Source organism: Thalassospira sp. B30-1 (assembly GCF_015767575.1).
GTDB classification, from domain to species: Bacteria; Pseudomonadota; Alphaproteobacteria; order Rhodospirillales; family Thalassospiraceae; genus Thalassospira; species Thalassospira xiamenensis.
Map to the genome: position 1 here is coordinate 2,143,584 of NZ_CP065232.1, position 15,671 is coordinate 2,159,254.

General features: G+C 52.9%; 17 protein-coding genes and 1 pseudogene. 10 read left to right on the forward strand and 8 right to left on the reverse strand.

The features are described 5' to 3' along the window. Positions 1-375 precede the first annotated feature (375 nt). Both IT971_RS10420 and IT971_RS22400 read left to right on the forward strand, forming a co-directional pair. A pseudogene (locus tag IT971_RS10420) lies at positions 376-804 on the forward strand (Tn3 family transposase); the annotation flags it as partial. A 57-nt stretch (positions 805-861) separates the two neighbouring features. Beyond that, positions 862-1,074, forward strand: coding sequence for a hypothetical protein (locus tag IT971_RS22400; RefSeq protein ID WP_223305241.1), 213 nt, complete (start codon positions 862-864; stop codon positions 1,072-1,074). Positions 1,075-1,235: 161 nt separating this feature from the next. Here IT971_RS22400 and IT971_RS10425 read toward each other — a convergent pair whose 3' ends face one another. Next, on the reverse strand, positions 1,236-2,225 hold the full coding sequence (locus IT971_RS10425; RefSeq protein WP_063091982.1) for a site-specific integrase: 990 nt from the start codon (positions 2,223-2,225) through the stop codon (positions 1,236-1,238). Positions 2,226-2,419: 194 nt separating this feature from the next. On the opposite strand from IT971_RS10425, the gene IT971_RS10430 reads away from it, so the two are divergent. The 3 genes from IT971_RS10430 to IT971_RS10440 all read left to right on the forward strand — a co-directional run bounded on the left by IT971_RS10430 (position 2,420) and on the right by IT971_RS10440 (position 4,319). Continuing rightward, positions 2,420-3,475: a DNA-binding protein gene (locus IT971_RS10430; protein WP_023007038.1), complete on the forward strand. Its 1,056-nt coding sequence runs from the start codon at positions 2,420-2,422 to the stop codon at positions 3,473-3,475. Between the two features lie 69 nt (positions 3,476-3,544). Then, entirely contained in the window at positions 3,545-3,928 is a 384-nt protein-coding gene (locus IT971_RS10435) for a YkvA family protein (protein WP_023007037.1), read from the forward strand. Between the two features lie 163 nt (positions 3,929-4,091). Then, positions 4,092-4,319 (forward strand): hypothetical protein, encoded by a 228-nt coding sequence (locus tag IT971_RS10440; RefSeq protein WP_063091981.1) that lies wholly within the window; start codon positions 4,092-4,094, stop codon positions 4,317-4,319. Positions 4,320-4,381: 62 nt separating this feature from the next. Here IT971_RS10440 and IT971_RS10445 read toward each other — a convergent pair whose 3' ends face one another. Then, complete coding sequence (locus IT971_RS10445; protein WP_063091980.1) at positions 4,382-4,813, reverse strand: hypothetical protein; 432 nt, start codon at positions 4,811-4,813, stop codon at positions 4,382-4,384. A 307-nt stretch (positions 4,814-5,120) separates the two neighbouring features. After that, positions 5,121-5,732, reverse strand: coding sequence for a MarR family winged helix-turn-helix transcriptional regulator (locus tag IT971_RS10450; RefSeq protein ID WP_252724178.1), 612 nt, complete (start codon positions 5,730-5,732; stop codon positions 5,121-5,123). 209 nt (positions 5,733-5,941) lie between these two features. Here IT971_RS10450 and ectA point away from each other — a divergent pair, with 209 nt between their 5' ends. From ectA to mazG, 5 genes are all read left to right on the forward strand, one after another. Continuing rightward, on the forward strand, positions 5,942-6,490 hold the full coding sequence (gene ectA / locus IT971_RS10455; RefSeq protein ID WP_063091977.1) for a diaminobutyrate acetyltransferase: 549 nt from the start codon (positions 5,942-5,944) through the stop codon (positions 6,488-6,490). A 115-nt stretch (positions 6,491-6,605) separates the two neighbouring features. Then, on the forward strand, positions 6,606-7,889 hold the full coding sequence (gene ectB / locus IT971_RS10460) for a diaminobutyrate--2-oxoglutarate transaminase (RefSeq protein ID WP_063091976.1): 1,284 nt from the start codon (positions 6,606-6,608) through the stop codon (positions 7,887-7,889). A gap of 65 nt (positions 7,890-7,954) precedes the next feature. Next, the gene (locus IT971_RS10465; protein ID WP_007089562.1) at positions 7,955-8,356 is read left to right on the forward strand and encodes an ectoine synthase; all 402 of its coding nucleotides are present in this window, start codon (positions 7,955-7,957) and stop codon (positions 8,354-8,356) included. 86 nt (positions 8,357-8,442) lie between these two features. Further along, positions 8,443-9,942 (forward strand): aspartate kinase, encoded by a 1,500-nt coding sequence (locus tag IT971_RS10470; RefSeq protein WP_063091975.1) that lies wholly within the window; start codon positions 8,443-8,445, stop codon positions 9,940-9,942. A gap of 150 nt (positions 9,943-10,092) precedes the next feature. Beyond that, a complete protein-coding gene (gene mazG / locus IT971_RS10475) occupies positions 10,093-10,917 on the forward strand; it encodes a nucleoside triphosphate pyrophosphohydrolase (protein ID WP_063091974.1) in 825 nt (274 codons plus the stop codon). 17 nt (positions 10,918-10,934) lie between these two features. Here mazG and IT971_RS10480 read toward each other — a convergent pair whose 3' ends face one another. The 5 genes from IT971_RS10480 to trkA form a co-directional block, all read right to left on the reverse strand. Further along, a complete protein-coding gene (locus tag IT971_RS10480) occupies positions 10,935-11,741 on the reverse strand; it encodes an inositol monophosphatase (protein ID WP_063091973.1) in 807 nt (268 codons plus the stop codon). Between the two features lie 53 nt (positions 11,742-11,794). Beyond that, positions 11,795-13,126 (reverse strand): GTPase HflX, encoded by a 1,332-nt coding sequence (hflX, locus tag IT971_RS10485; RefSeq protein ID WP_051682440.1) that lies wholly within the window; start codon positions 13,124-13,126, stop codon positions 11,795-11,797. A 7-nt stretch (positions 13,127-13,133) separates the two neighbouring features. Beyond that, positions 13,134-13,391 carry an RNA chaperone Hfq gene (gene hfq, locus IT971_RS10490; protein WP_007089557.1) on the reverse strand — a complete coding sequence of 86 codons (258 nt, stop codon included), beginning with the start codon at positions 13,389-13,391 and terminating at the stop codon, positions 13,134-13,136. A 120-nt stretch (positions 13,392-13,511) separates the two neighbouring features. Next, entirely contained in the window at positions 13,512-14,198 is a 687-nt protein-coding gene (locus tag IT971_RS10495) for an HAD family hydrolase (RefSeq protein WP_063091972.1), read from the reverse strand. Positions 14,199-14,260: 62 nt separating this feature from the next. Then, positions 14,261-15,640 carry a Trk system potassium transporter TrkA gene (trkA, locus tag IT971_RS10500; protein ID WP_007089555.1) on the reverse strand — a complete coding sequence of 460 codons (1,380 nt, stop codon included), beginning with the start codon at positions 15,638-15,640 and terminating at the stop codon, positions 14,261-14,263. Positions 15,641-15,671 lie beyond the last annotated feature (31 nt).

The window sequence follows — 15,671 nt, forward strand, 5'->3', positions numbered from 1 at the left end:
AGCTGAGAGATGACACTGTCGTGTCACTGACGTGACAGGTTGATGAAGTGCTTTTGGTTCGCAAGGATTTTCCGAAGGGCTCTGTGAAATACATGGAGCTCAGCCAAAGTGGAACGAGCCACCCAGGAGCTTAAGCAACAAAAATTGCGTTCCACCGTCAGTCGGCGAATCTCACGGTACAGTTCGTCCGTGCTGAGTTCATCGAATTGCTTACCGACTATACTCTTGCCTTCGAGGAGGTCGGACGCGCTCTCCAATAGGTCGCGCTTCCAGGTGCTGACTATGGTGGGGTGGATCTGGAAACGGGCAGCAATTCAAGGTGTGGCCTTAAGGGTGGGCAAGGACAGCCTTGCACTTACTAATTCGAAATAAAGTAAGCAGGGCACTGTCACCGCATCACTGATGCTGCGCAAGCTCGGGAGCTATCCGCGTCAGAATGGCCTCGCGATCGCATTGCGCGAGCTGGGCCGCATTGAGCGAACATTATTCGCACTCGACTGGATGCAAAACGTCGAACTGCGTCGCCGCGTGCAGGTTGGTTTGAATAAGGGCGAGGCTAAGAACGCGCTGGCTCGTGCCGTCTTCCTGAACCGGCTCGGTGAACTCCGCGATCGCAGTTACGAGAATCAACGCTACCGTGCAAGCGGACTCAATCTCGTCGTCAGCGCTATTATCCTTTGGAATACGGTTTATATGGAGCGGGCGGTTCAAGCACTGCGCGAAGACGGCCGGGATATCGACGAGACGCTTCTGCGGCATCTTTCTCCCTTGGGCTGGGAGCACATCAACCTGACCGGCGACTATAAAGGATGTCAAACAACTATCCTGCTGCGCGGGATAAGGCAAGGCCCCGTGAATGATATGCGAGAAATCGTGAATCGGCTGGGCCTGACCGGAGAAGCGGAGGCCACGCTTCATGTGGCGCTATTGCGTGAGCTGGTCCAGGGTCGTCCTGTCACTCTTAAGCGGCTTGCAGCGTCGCTCAACTGGACGACGGACCAGGTGGTGCAGGTGCGGGAACAGCTGCCTTGCGGAACCGTCGAGTATGACGGTCAGGGGTTGGTCGGTTCGTAGCTAATCTGGGCCCAACCGGGCGCCCTTTCTCACCCAATGTGGTCCCACTGCTCAGGATAATTGCGGGCCCAACAGATTAGCTTTGTGAGCCACTACAGATACCTGTTCATCGTATTCTGAGTGCTTCCGGGCAGCGTAGCCAGCCGCGACCACACTCACCATTAGTCGGTGTCCCGGATCAACCTGGCGACTTTGGTCAGTAAGGTGTTTGCGGCGTTGTCCGTAAATTGCTGTCCTTCCTCGATGTAGCCCCGCACCGTCCCGTCATGCTTCCAGCCACCCTGGCGCTTGATCTGCGCAAAGTCGACCTTTTCCCGCGCGGCGGCGGTGGATAGACCGCGCCGGAAGCTGTGACTGCTCAGGGTCGGCACGAAGTCCAGGCCGCAGGTTTCCCCAAGCGCTTTCAGGATTCGGTTCACCGACCCGCCTGAAAGGGCCTGGGATTGCAACCGATCCCAGCGGTTGACGGCGCGGAAGACGGGGCCTTCGTGAATGCCGGCATGCTCTAGCCAGGTTTCGAGGGCGCTGACCGGGCAGACCAGCTCGTTGCCCCGAGGCAGGGCCCGCTTCAGGCCTTCACCGTGAGGGTCTGTTTTAGAGCGCGGCAGGGTCACCACCAGCCCTTCCGGCTCCCACGACAAGTGCTTCACCTCAATCGCTACCAATTCACTGCGGCGAAACGCCCCAAAAAAACCGACCTGCAGCAGGGCCCAGTCACGATGCTTCTTGAGCGAGTCAGGCTGTTGCTGGAGTGTTTCCAGGAAGGCCGCAATGTGTTCGAGGCGCAGCGCCCGGGCTTGCCGTTTCGGCCGACCATGGGCGCGACGAATCCCTTCCAACGTTTTGCGCACGCCGGGGTCTCGAGCGGGATCACGCAATCCCTGAGTCTGGTGCCAGCGCCCCAGGGCCGTCAGGTAAACATCCAGCGTGCGAGGATTAAGCGCGTCTGCCTGATCGGACAGATAGGCCGCAAGGGTCGCCGGCTGTGTCGGGAGACGTCCACCCCAGCGCTCAAAGCTGCGAATGGCCGCACGGTAGGTCCGCCGCGTGTTGTCGGTGGTGGCCATGTGGATGTACCGATTAGCCGTATCGGCTAATACGGTCTTTTCCGCGTTACGTAATGTGGACTTGACGGTGGGTTTTGGATCCATGACCGCTCCAATTCGAGGCGTGCTTTCAAGAGCCGCTGATGTACCGGCGTTACAGGAGCAGGATAGAACAGACCACACACTAACGCACGTTAACGCGCTTTAACGTGCGTTAGGCATCTTAAATAAATTTTGTTAATTATCGAATAAATAATGTAATATTACATATCACGTTATATGATAAAATGAGGCATGTCATGGCCCGCGCCGGAATTACTTACCAGGATGTCGCCAACGCTGCGCAACGCGTCCGCCAACGCGGTGACGAGCCCACTGTCGACCGGGTGCGATCGGAACTCGGTACCGGCAGTCGCAGCACTCTCGGGCCAATGCTGAAACGTTGGAAATCAGGCAGCGAAGCCGCAGCGGATCTGAACGGACTCCCGGCTGACTTGGTGGCCGCCGTGAAAGCCCTGCATGAGCGAGCTCAATACGCGGCCGATGAACGTATTACGCAGGAGCGCGAAGCGCACCAGACGCTGGAACAGCAATGGCGCACCGAGCTGGAAGAGGTGCGGCAGCGGTGCGAGTCACTGGAAGAGCAACGCTGCGGGCTGGAGAAGGCCAATGAAGCGCTTCGCAACGAAAGCGATGCCCAGGCCCACGCTCTTCAACAGGAACAGCTCCGGGCGGCCTCACTCACGTCCAAACTGGAGGCAAGTCAGGAGAAACTCAGTGAGACCACTGCAACCGTCCAAGAGATGAAGCAGGAAAACCGCGATATCCGCAGCCATTTCGAGCACTACCAGCAGGAGATTGCCGAGGATCGCCGTCATGAACGGGACCAGTTCCACAGGACCCAGTCAGGGCTGGAGGGTCAGGTGGATCAGCTGACGCAGCAGCTCCGTTCCAGCGAACAGGACCGCGACACGCTGAGACAACATCGCGACCAAATAAACCAGCGCTATGAGGCCAGTCAGGATCACGCTGAAAACTTGAAAGAAAAATTGCACGCGAGCCAGGCCGTCATAACACAATGGGCAACGCGAACAGAAACGCTGGAAGCGACAGTCGACCGCCTCCAGCTGGAGCGAGATAGCGACGCCGAACACAGGGAGAAGCTTGGTGCGGCCCTAACGGATTCTGAAAAACATCTCGCGGCCTGCCAGCAGCGGATCTCCGACCTCAGAGAGCGCGTGGCAGCGGCTGACGACCGAAACCAGTTCCTCAACGATCAGAATCGCGAATTACTGCAGGAAAAAGCTGTCCTCCAGGGTCAGTTGAAACAACTACAAACAAGCCTGGCTAAATAGCCCGCTATTGTCTCGGCCTGATCATCCCTGAGAGTTGCGAGTGATGCCAATCGCGCAAGGAGTAGTTAGATGTCTACCGTGATCTTTGGCAGGCTGCGAGCTGCGGCAAAACGCATTCAGCATGATGCGCTGACGGTTATTTTGTGGCGCGAGACCCGAATACCCCCCATAGTCGTTCGGCTGCTCGCAATCGCAGCGTACGCCATGAGTCCAATTGATCTCATTCCGGACTTCATGCCGATCCTGGGCTATCTTGACGACATTATCTTGGTCCCGCTGGGCATCGTCCTTGTCATCAAGCTGACGCCATCGAATGTGATAGAAGCAAGTCGCTCGAAAGCAGCTAAAGTGGCAATCAAGCCGATCAGCCACGTTGCGGCCGCAGTCGTTATTGGCACATGGCTTTTATGTGCCACGGCTTTTGGCTACTGGGTGTGGGAATACAGCAGGTAACGCATCGTCTGCACGTGATGAAATAGTTAATTTAAGGCTTGTAAAACAGATGGTTAATGCGCTTTTTGGAGGATTTCGTCAGAATCGTTGCCGACCCTCTACTTGATGTGGAAAATCGACCGCCGATTGCTGGCTGTTGAATTGAAATTAGAGGGGTAATCCAATGTGGGATAAAATCAAACAGCGGTTTGCAGAACCGTCTACCTATGCAGGGCTGGCCGCTGTGACGGTCGGCGTGGGTCAGGTCGCAAAGATCAATGAAGCGCCTCAGGTGGCCGAATTGATCGGGCAGGCTGGTCAGGCGGCGGTGACAGGCGACTACGTTACGGCGGTTGGCATGGGCCTGTTTGGCCTGCTGTCGATTTTCATGCGTGAAAAGGGCGGTCGTTAAGGTCTGCGCTAGCTGGCTCCGTGCATCAACTAACCCCGGACGTTGCCGCGTCCGGGGTTTTCTTATGGCCGAAGGATCGGTTTCAGTATCCGGCAAACAGAAACCTCATGTAATCCGGTCCTTTGCGCGATTTCCCGGTTGGTCAGGCCGCGCCGGGCGAGGGACGCCACCAACCGCTTGCGCCGGTCAATTGCTGCCGCGTCGCGTCGCCTGAGGTACTTTTTCCAGTAGTAATCAATCGTTTCCGGTGGTGTTTTGTAGTGGTGAGCCAATTTTTTTTGAACATACTTATACTCGTATTGATTGAGAAGGTCGGCCATATCGGGACCGATGCCGTGTAAGCTTTTTAGCCTGTGATTGATATCAATCAGGCTTTGTTCCCTCATTTCGATCTCTGCCGCTCTTGATCGGGCTTTTTTGGCAAATTCTTCATATGCTCGTGCCAGTGAGAGAAGCGATTTCGGGTCAAGCTGTTCTAAAAGAATAGTGTCCATGTGCTTCACTCTGTCTAGCGGGAGAGTGAAGCCTTTAGCCGATGGGTTTAACATTCTGTTAACGCTCAATCCGTTGGGAATGCTGGGAAACGGAGAGCGGCTAAAGTTCTATAATATATATTATGACAAATTAAACGTTATCTGTTTAATAAGAAAGTTCAGTCAAGATGTTGTTATAAAACATAATGCCTTTTCATGATCGGCGTTGTTAAATTTCTGCTCGACTATCATCACGACACATTCCAAGCTTTTCTTTTTGCGCCTGTCGTCTGTATTTTCGTACGCGAACCTCTTGGCTGCAGACCAATTAATGAGCGGATCTGGGTGGTTCACCACCCTTCTCTACGATTACCTCATGATCAAGCAGTGGTGCGACGTCATAGTCGCTGGCGTCCATCATACCGGAAACACGCTGCAGGGCTGCGACGAGGAAGCTTTGCTCCCACTCGTCAAGCGCCTTGAACTTATCAGAAAACCGATCATGAAGTGCCATTGGTGCACGACCCAGAACATTTCGACCATGCTCGGTCAATTGCACAAAGACCTTTCGTTTGTCTGTATTTCCGCGCGCACGCATCACGAGGTTTATCGCCTGAAGCCTATCGACAAGCGCCGTTGCGGAAGCCTGGGCAAGGTTGACCTTTCCCGCGATTTCCCCAACGGTCATTTCCCCGAATTCTTCAAGAGACTGGAGGACAATAAGTTGCGATGTCTTGAGGCCGGTGACTTTTCCAAGCTTTTTGGCGTGAATGTCGCTGGCACGTAAAATGCGTCGAATTGAAATGAGCGCTTCGTGCAACTTGTCCATGCGGCAATTTCCGGAATTTGTTGTTCTGATTTGACCAACTAATACCCCATAAAACTGATACTCTGCAACGTTTTCCGGACTCTTTGCATAGATGATCGAAATATATTTCAATCGAAATCCGTTGTATCATCTATGAAAATTTCTTTGATTTCCCCATAAGGCGAATGAGTCCACTAAAAATAGAATATCAAATAATATCAATATATTGAGAGATATCACGATTTCGTCACAGAGAGCATGTTGACCTTTTTGCATCGATATTCTATATATTTATCGCGACATGAAAGATCGTGTATCGAAATAATAGAGCAGATAGATCGATGAAAATTGCCACCACAAACGGCAATAACGACCGTAAAGCCAATTTGATGATCCGGAAACCCAAGGCCACAGACGGTGCAGCAGTCAATGAATTGATTGCTGAATGCAAGCCGCTGGACGAAAATTCTGTTTATTGCAACCTTTTGCAATGTTCGCATTTCGCAGATACCTGCGTGATCGCAGAACTTAACGGCGCGCCCGTAGGGTTCGTTTCCGGCTACATTGTTCCGGAAAATCCGGAACGTCTGTTTATCTGGCAGGTTGCCGTTTCACCAAAGGCGCGCGGCCTGAAGCTTGCGAAGTCCATGATTCTTGAAATCCTTGATCGCCCGATTTGCCATGACGTGACCGAGCTGCAGACGACCATCACGTCGTCGAATGCACCGTCACAGGGTGTTTTCCGTTCCGTGGCACGCGAACTGGAGGCCGAGGTCAAACGCAAGGTCCTGTTCGAACGCGAAACGCATTTCGATGGCGCATCCGCAAGTGAAATACTTTGGCAGATCGGCCCGTTCGAGCGTGAGGACGTTGCGCGCGTAGCAGCCTGATCGCCAGATCATCATTTTCCTGCTTTCTGCTGTCATTTAGTTGGAACAAACCGGCCTGCCCGGACGTTTGCTATGACAGGACCATTTTTTATTTTCCCAATCAAAAGAGGGAATTATGACTGTATTTGATCGTCTTGAATCGGAAGTCCAGAGCTATGCTCGCTCCTTTCCTGTTACCTTTGAAAAAGCGGAAGGTGCTTGGCTGACCGATACCGATGGCAAACGTTATCTCGACTTCCTTGCTGGTGCAGGTAGCCTTAACTATGGGCATAATCATCCTGTGTTGCAGGAAAAACTGATCGATTATATCAAATCGAACGGCATTACTCATGGCTTGGATATGCACACCAAGGCCAAGGCTGCTTTCCTGAATGCGATGGAAAGAAAAGTGCTGAAACCACGCAACATGGATTATAAAATCCAGTTTACCGGCCCAACCGGTACCAACGCGGTTGAGGCGGCCCTTAAGCTTGCGCGCCGTGTAAAAGGACGCGAAACCGTGATTTCATTCACCAATGGTTTCCACGGTGTAACACTTGGTGCACTGGCAATTACTGGTAACGAGCATCATCGTGGTGCTGCCGGGGTATCTCTTGATAATGCCGTGGCGGTCCCCTTCGATGGTTACATGGGTGACGGTGCCGACACGACTGAATATCTGGACCGTGTTCTGGGCGACAATTCAAGTGGTATCGCCCTGCCCGCTGCCATCATCGTTGAGACCGTTCAGGGCGAAGGCGGGCTGAACGCTGCTGATTTTGACTGGCTGAGAAAGCTGGAACAGGTCTGCCGTAAGCACGATATCCTGCTGATCGTTGATGATATTCAGGCGGGTTGTGGCCGAACAGGCACCTTCTTCAGCTTTGAGCCAGCCGGGATCAAACCCGATATGGTGACGCTGTCTAAATCGCTTTCGGCTTATGGTTTGCCGCTGGCCGTTGTTCTAATCAAACCGGAATATGATGTATGGCATCCGGGTGAACACAATGGCACGTTCCGCGGCAATAACCATGCATTTGTGACGGCGGCGGCTGCACTTGATCATTTCTGGTCGGATGACAAGTTCGCTAGCGATATCCGAGACAAGGCCGACTTCCTTGGCAAGCGCCTTGAACAGATTGCCGAACGCTATGGCGATGGGAAAATCTATCGCAAAGGTCGCGGCTTGATGCAGGGTATCTGCTTTGAAAGTGGCGAGGTCGCATCCAAGGTTACCAAGGAATGTTTCGCGCACAATCTGGTTATCGAAACCAGTGGCCCGGAAGACGAAGTCGTCAAATGCCTGGTGCCCTTGATCATTTCCAAAGAAGATCTGGCCCACGGCCTTGATATTCTGGAAATGGCGACCGCCAAGGCAATGGACAAGGAAATTGTTGCACCGAAGGCTGCTGCTGAATGATTTTAACTGGGCGACATCACGGTGTCGCCCTGTCCCACGGTTCTAATTAAATCAAAGAGTTATACATGATTGTTCGTACACTGAAAGAATGTGAAGCATCCGGTCGCCGTATCGTTGCCGATAACTGGGAAAGCACTCGTCTGTCGCTTGCTGATGATGGCATGGGTTTCTCGTTCCACATCACCACGATCTATGCCGGCACCGAGACCGAAATTTGCTACGCCAACCATTTCGAGACCGTCTATTGCATTTCTGGTAATGGCGAAGTCGAAACCATCGCGGATGGCAAGAAGTACAAGATCGTGCCTGGCACAGTTTACATACTCAATAAGCACGATCGTCATTATCTGCGTGGCGGCACCGAGGATATGGTGGTTGCCTGTGCTTTCAACCCGCCGCTTAACGGGCGCGAAACCCACGATGAAAATGGGGTTTACCCGCTTGATGGTGATGCACTCGCCAGCTAGGGCTTTTGCTTTGGGGCGGCCATCACGGACCGCCCCAAGCTTTGAATGAATAGACTTTTCAAGGAAACGCCCCCAAAGGAGGCACCATGCTTTCAGCCCAGAAAAAGACAGTCGCAAAAACGGACGCTGGGCATAGCGTTCACAAGATCGGCGGAACATCGATGTCGCAGGTCAATGCCGTGATGGACAACATCCTTGTCGGCAATCGTAGCGATGAAGAACTTTATAACCGCGTTTTTGTGGTTTCGGCTTATGGCGGTTTCACTGACATGCTGCTGGAAAACAAAAAGACCGGTGAAGCCGGCGTTTATCAGCTTTATGCGGGTTCGGAAACCGATTGGGCATGGGGCGATTCCCTGACCAAGGTTTCTGAAAAGATGTGTGCGATTAACGAAGAAATCTTTGGCGATGCGCCGGAGCTCAAGCTGGCAAATGCATTCGTTCAAGAGCGCATTGAAGGCACGCGCAGTTGTCTGATGGACCTGCATCGCCTGTGCAGCTTTGGGCATTTCAAACTTGAAAAGCATTTGCTAACTGTTCGCGAAATGCTCAGCGCGATTGGTGAATCGCATAGTGCCCACAACACCATGCTGTTGCTCCGTGCCAAGGGTGTTAATGCTGTTTTTGCCGACCTTTCTGGCTGGCGTGAGCCGGAAGCATCAACGCTTGATGGTCGTATCGAAAAGGTGTTTTCCGATATCGATATCGCCAAACAGCTTCCGATTGCTACCGGCTATGCCCAGTGCAGCGAAGGTTTGATGAGCATCTATGGCCGCGGATACAGCGAAGTGACGTTTTCTCGTATCGCCTGCCTGACACAGGCCCGCGAAGCGATCATTCACAAGGAATTCCACCTGTCGAGTGCTGATCCGCGCATCGTCGGTGAGGATGCCGTGCGTCCGATTGGTCGCACCAGCTATGATGTCGCCGATCAGTTGTCAAATATGGGTATGGAAGCCATTCATCCGCGCGCAGCAAAGGGGCTGCGTCAGAATGATATCCCGCTTCGTATTGCAAATACATTTGAGCCGGAACATCCGGGGACCGTCATTGACGATCATTGGGACCCGGATGACAGCCGTGTCGAAATCGTGACTGGCGTACCGACAGCATTCGAGATCGAAGTGTTCAATCAGGACATGGTTGGTGTTGCCGGTGGTGAAGAGACAATTCTGAGTGTCCTGAAACGCTTCAAGGTTCCAACCGTCACCAAGAACCTGAATGCAAACACGATCACGCATTATGTATCCGCACCGCTTAAGCAAATCCGCCGCTGTGTAGATGAGATCGAAGAGAAACAACCCGAAGCGAGTGTGAAAACCCGCAAGGTTGCAATTGTTTCTGTGATCGGTGCCAATATTGATCAGCCGGGCCTCTTTGCCCGTGCGGTTGGCATTCTTGACGCCGACGGCATTGAACTGGTCGCCAGCCACTATCCAAGTCGCCGTGTTGATCTTCAGTTCGTGGTTGCCGAAGGCGACTTCAACAAGGCAATCAAGGCGTTGCATCGGGGTCTTGTCGAAGGCAAGCGTAGCAAAGCTGACGATAAAAGCGCTGCCAAACCCGAAGAGCGTGCCGCAGCCTGATTAAATCAAGCGGCAATTACAAATCGAAACCCGCCAGTCATCTTCTGGCGGGTTTTGTTTTGCCTTGCTTTTCCGCGAGCTTGCCATGCAGGGTATGTCGCGTTACGACAGAATGAACAAGTCACAACGAATAAGCAGGACATTACGGACATGGCGAACCATAACAGCAAGGCAATCAATGCATTACTGGATGTCATGGCCAGATTACGTGATCCCGATGGCGGCTGCCCTTGGGACCTGGAACAGAATTTTGCGACCATCGCCCCCTACACAATCGAGGAGGCATATGAAGTTGCCGATGCGATTGCCCAGAATGATATGAGCGAACTGCGCGAGGAACTTGGCGATCTGTTGCTTCAGGTCGTTTTTCATTCGCAGATGGCCACCGAAGAAGGTCATTTCACCTTTGAAGATGTCGCAAACAGCATTGTTTCGAAAATGATTGATCGTCATCCGCATGTCTTTGGCGATGGTGATGCCATAACCACGGATGGTGTCAATCAGACATGGGAAAAGATCAAGGCCGAAGAACGTGCGCAAAAGGCTAAAACAAAAGGGCAGCAACGCCATAGCGCCCTTGACGGTGTGGCAAGCGCCCTGCCCGCGCTGATGCGTGCCGAGAAACTGACGAAACGGGCTGCGCGTGTCGGGTTTGACTGGCCATCCACGGATGAAGTTTTTGATAAACTGCATGAAGAAATCGGCGAGCTGCAGGCCGAACTGACTGAAAACCCTGATCAGGATCGGATTGAGGACGAACTCGGTGACATGCTGTTCGTCATGGCCAACCTGTCGCGCAAGCTGGGTGTTGATCCCGAAGTTGCCTTGCGTCGCGCAAACCACAAATTCACACGACGTTTTCATTTCATCGAAAACGAATTGGCACGCGATGGGCGAAGTGCAGGGCAATCCGATCTGGAAGAAATGGATGCGCTTTGGAATGCCGCCAAACAGGCGGAGCGCAATAGCGGTTGAAGGATAAAGAGCGAAAACTACTCGAACAAAGGCAGCAATAACTCGTTCATTTCCGCCCAAAGTTCAGGTGAGGATGCACACAGTAAACCTGGCGCATTGCCATTGGCGTGATATTCATTCGATCTGTCAGCGGTGATATATTTGGCAACACCACCAGCCTCCCGCACAAGCAACGTGCCGGGCGCATGGTCCCAGGGTTTCAGGTTGCGATAGGCGCAGAAATCAAAAAGTCCCCGGGCAATTTCCTGATATTCGGCCCCACAACAGGAATAGTGGGCAATCTCGTCAAAGAAATCGATATGACCATAATGATTGCGAATACGATCACGCGCGAACGAGATCAGAAATCCCTTGGCATCTTTGGCTGCCTGAATGTCTGAGCGAACCCGGACGGGGGCGGCATTATGATACGTCCCCGCCCCTTTTTCCGCGACCGTTGCCGAACCCTCAATAGGGTCAACGATCCACGCAGCAATAGTCTCGCCACCGTGATAAAGGGCAACCATGCAGCGAAACGGCTGTTTGTGGTGGGCGAAGTTTTTGGTGCCGTCTACAGGATCGATGATCCAGATCGTGGCATCTTCACCAAACACACGTTCCGGCAGTTTCGGGTCTGCATGCGCGGCCTCTTCACCCAGTGCGACACTGCCGGGCAAAAGATCGCAAAACCTCTTTGTTAGAACACGTTCTGCCTCGGTATCCGCAATCGTTACCAGATCCATTGCATGGGTTTTGGTATCGATATCGCCTTTTTCCAGCTGCCCAAAACGCGGTGCGATCTCTTCTGCCGATACTTCGCGGATAATCTCAGTCACCTTATCCATATCGACACTAAGCACACCTTGTTCCTTTCCAGTCTGAGTTCTAACAGGCAATTCTAGACCAAATGCAGATCAAACCCGGATTTGGCGCACCAATCTTCGAAACGACCGACGCGACTGTCATCAATTCTGACCTGCACCGAAATGCCGTCCTCACCGTCAATCCGTTTTAGCACTTCGCCCTGTTCATAGAGCCGAGCCAACGCCTTGCCATCCGAATAAGGGACAAGGAGCTCGAAAACAGGCATGTCTTCGGTCAGCCTATCCTCGATCAGAGCCAGCAACGCATCGCAGTTGGTGCCTTTGATCGCTGATATTGCAATCGTATTGGCATTACGTGCCGAATATTCCTGCACAGCGGTCAAATCTTCGCCTTCAAGCTGATCGCATTTGTTCAGCGCCTCGACCAGCTCTTCGCCGTCAATTGCCTTTTGCAGACCAAGCGCTTTTAGAACTTCCAGCACGTCAAGCTTCTGGGCTTCCGCCTCGTGCGAGGAGGCATCACGCACATGCACGATCAAGTCAGCTTCGAGAACTTCTTCAAGTGTCGCCCTGAACGCTGCCACAAGATCGTGCGGCAGGTCTGAAACAAATCCGACAGTATCGGACAGGATCACCTTGCGACCACTTGGCAGTTCAAGACCGCGCATGGTCGGATCGAGGGTTGCAAACAGCATATCCTCGGCAAAGACGTCCGAAACGGTCAACTGGTTGAACAGCGTTGATTTGCCAGCGTTGGTATAGCCGACAAGTGCCACAATCGGATAAGGAACACGTCGACGTGCCTCGCGATGAAGTTCGCGTGTCCGCTTGACTTCCTCAAGCTCACGGCGAAGTTTGGCCAGCTTGTCGCCAATCAAACGACGGTCTATCTCGATCTGGCGTTCCCCAGGACCGGCAAGGAATCCGCGACCGCCACGCTGGCGTTCAAGGTGCGTCCATGTGCGAACCAGACGGGACTTTTGATAGCTCAGCAACGCCAGTTGGACTTGCAGGCGCCCTTCACGAGTGCGCGCACGATCAGCAAAGATTTCAAGAATAAGACCGGTCCGATCAATAACCTTGCATTTCCATTCCCGTTCCAGATTACGTTGCTGGATCGGGGAAAGCTGGCCATTGATCATGACAATGTCGGCTTCTTCGGCTTTGATCTGATTTCCAAGGCGCTCAACGACACCGGTCCCAAACAGGGTGGCCGGACGTGTCTTTGCTATGGGCACAACCTCTGCGCCCACAACTTCAAAATCCAGTGCGCCGGTCAGGCTGACGGCTTCTTCCAGTCGCGACGACGCGTCGCGCCAGGATCCAGCTTGATCCGCACGTTTCAGTTCCGGATGGAAAACGAGGACCCGGGGGCTGTCATCGTCGCCGTTAGCCCCCGCAGTCAGAGATTCATCAGCTATTTTCTTCGTCCGTCGCAGGCTGGCTCGGATCAAACAGTTTAATCGGTGTCGTCGGCATTACCGTCGAAATCGCGTGTTTGTAAACGAGCTGGGTGTGAGCATCGCGCCGCAGCAAAACAGAGAAATTGTCAAACCAGGTAATAATGCCCTGCAATTTGACTCCGTTGACCAGAAACACGGTAACCGGCGTTTTGTTTTTACGGCAATAATTCAGGAATACGTCCTGAACATTTTGTGATTTTTCCGCCATTGGTTAGACCTAGCCTTCTTTTATGAGCGTTTTTATCGTTTCGGGCGGTCAAGGAAAATGCAGAACCGACGACTTTTCTGTCAATTACGGCTCCGGCCCCATTTTTATGACCTGATTGAACTATAAGACTTTCGCAAAGCTTTTTACAAGCCTTACAAGCGCTTCGCAATCGGGGAAATGCCAATCTGGTCCAAGATTCGCGGAATTCGTGGTGTCCCCGTGGCCGGTAACTTCGTCGCCGATCAGTATCGCGGTTGCACCAACATTGCGCGCGCACTGAATATCGACCACGCTATCACCCACAAACCACAGATTCTCATATTGCGCCGCAGCAGAGTCGCCCATCGCCAGATGCACCGGATCAGCCGCCGGTTTGTCTTTTTTTGCATCTGTAGCCCCGACCACACCACCGAAAAAATGCCCCCAACCAAGATAGGCAACTTCCGAGCGCAGAAAATCACCGTTCTTGTTGCTAACCACCCCCATATAGGCACCAGTATCACGAAGCGCACCCAAAAGATCATGCGCGCCCGCGAGTGGCGTAAGGGTTTCCAAGTGTATCGCCTTGAAATGGGTATAGAAACGGTCTTTGGCTTCTTCCCAGCGGTCGTCGCCAAACAGTGTTGGGAAACTGTCCCGCAATGAACGCGCGACCCGTGTTTTTGTCTCGGCAAGGTCCCACCGATCCTTTCCAAAATCATCAAATGTCAGATTAAGAGCCGCCTGAATGGTTTCCCAGCTATCGACCAGCGTGTTGTCCCAGTCGAAAATAACGGCTTTGGGCGGCAATAGCATTTTTTCTGACATGAATATATCCGGAACGCACGTTAATCTGATTTACAATAATAATTCTGCAAGCCTTTGAATTTTTAGAAATATTCCAGCCGTACAGCAAACATCTTTTCGACCTTTTTGATTTGCTCGGAGCCCGCAAAGACCACAATCCGGTCATTGGCTTCGATTACCGTATTGGCGCGTGGCATCACGACTTCGCCATCGCGCAGGATTGCACCAAACACGACGCCTGCCGGCATGGCAATATCCTTGATCGCCTTACCGACAATAGGTGCTGTCTCAAGTGCTTCTGCTTCCAGAACTTCTCCAAATCCTTCGGAAAGACTGTGCACCGCACGAATTCGCCCACGACGAACATGGTGCAGAATGGTCGACACCGTCGTCATGCGCGGGCTGATGACAACGTCAATCCCAAGCTCGGAGACCAAGGATGTATAGGTGCTTTTGTTAATTAGCGTCAGCGCGCGCGGGCAGCCATACCGTTTCGCCAGAAGCGATGACAGAATGTTGGTTTCATCATCGTTTGTCAGCGCGACAACCGCCTCGGCATTGCCGACATTGGCCTCTTCCAGCAGTTCGGGATCAAGCACATCCCCCCGCAGAACCACGCTTTTCTTTGGCAGTTTCTGAGCTACGAAACGGGCACGTTCCGGATCCGCCTCGATCAGGCGGGTGGTGACACCTGGGAAGTTCTGATTGATTTCCTCGGCCAGGAAAAGTGCGATGTTCCCCCCCCCGAAAATAACGATCCGTCGTGCTTCCGGGTCTTCGTGACCAAAGGCCGACATGGCGCGATCCACCTGGTCACTGGACACCGCCAGATAGACCAGATCGCCAGCCAGCATCTGATCATCGCCCTTGGGATAAACCGGTTTATCATTACGGATCATACCCAGGATCGAAATATTTAGGTCCGGGAACAACTGGTGCAACTGCCGAAGCGGTGTATTGATCACCGGACAATCTTCGTTGCAGCGAAGACCAAGGATTTTGACCTTGTCATCCGCAAACGGGATCATGTCGAATGCACCGGGCGCCCGTAAACGCCGTGCGACGGCGCGGGCTACTTCCATTTCCGGGGAAATCACAACATCAATCGGAAGTTTTTCGCGACCAAACAGGCTGGCCCATTCCGGTTGCAGATAGGTCTGGCTGCGAATACGGGCGATTTTCGTCGGCACATTAAACAGCGAATGCGCAACCTGACAGGCCGTCATGTTGACTTCGTCGGCAAAGGTCACCGCGATCAGCATATCTGCTTCATCGGCCCCAGCCTGCTGCAAGACATCAGGATGTGATCCAAAGCCGATGATACCCTTGACTTCCAGTGTATCGGAAATCTTGCGAACCAATTCTTCCGACTGGTCGATAACCGTCACATCATTGTTTTCGGCAGCAAGGTATTTGGCAATGTGGAAGCCCACCTGCCCGGCGCCGCAAATGATGACCTTCATTGTTTCGTCTCCCGTTCAAAAGTTCCGGATC

Bases quoted from the DNA above. Each gene is read 5' to 3' on its own strand.
- mazG (WP_063091974.1), top strand. From the start codon at position 10,093: ATGGCGAACCATAACAGCAAGGCAATCAATGCATTACTGGATGTCATG.
- IT971_RS10425 (WP_063091982.1), bottom strand. From the start codon at position 2,225: ATGGATCCAAAACCCACCGTCAAGTCCACATTACGTAACGCGGAAAAG.
- IT971_RS10470 (WP_063091975.1), top strand. From the start codon at position 8,443: ATGCTTTCAGCCCAGAAAAAGACAGTCGCAAAAACGGACGCTGGGCAT.
- IT971_RS10435 (WP_023007037.1), top strand. From the start codon at position 3,545: ATGTCTACCGTGATCTTTGGCAGGCTGCGAGCTGCGGCAAAACGCATT.
- IT971_RS10430 (WP_023007038.1), top strand. From the start codon at position 2,420: ATGGCCCGCGCCGGAATTACTTACCAGGATGTCGCCAACGCTGCGCAA.
- ectB (WP_063091976.1), top strand. From the start codon at position 6,606: ATGACTGTATTTGATCGTCTTGAATCGGAAGTCCAGAGCTATGCTCGC.
- IT971_RS22400 (WP_223305241.1), top strand. From the start codon at position 862: ATGCGAGAAATCGTGAATCGGCTGGGCCTGACCGGAGAAGCGGAGGCC.
- IT971_RS10465 (WP_007089562.1), top strand. From the start codon at position 7,955: ATGATTGTTCGTACACTGAAAGAATGTGAAGCATCCGGTCGCCGTATC.
- IT971_RS10445 (WP_063091980.1), bottom strand. From the start codon at position 4,813: ATGGACACTATTCTTTTAGAACAGCTTGACCCGAAATCGCTTCTCTCA.
- trkA (WP_007089555.1), bottom strand. From the start codon at position 15,640: ATGAAGGTCATCATTTGCGGCGCCGGGCAGGTGGGCTTCCACATTGCC.
- IT971_RS10495 (WP_063091972.1), bottom strand. From the start codon at position 14,198: ATGTCAGAAAAAATGCTATTGCCGCCCAAAGCCGTTATTTTCGACTGG.
- ectA (WP_063091977.1), top strand. From the start codon at position 5,942: ATGAAAATTGCCACCACAAACGGCAATAACGACCGTAAAGCCAATTTG.
- IT971_RS10480 (WP_063091973.1), bottom strand. From the start codon at position 11,741: ATGGATAAGGTGACTGAGATTATCCGCGAAGTATCGGCAGAAGAGATC.
- hfq (WP_007089557.1), bottom strand. From the start codon at position 13,391: ATGGCGGAAAAATCACAAAATGTTCAGGACGTATTCCTGAATTATTGC.
- IT971_RS10440 (WP_063091981.1), top strand. From the start codon at position 4,092: ATGTGGGATAAAATCAAACAGCGGTTTGCAGAACCGTCTACCTATGCA.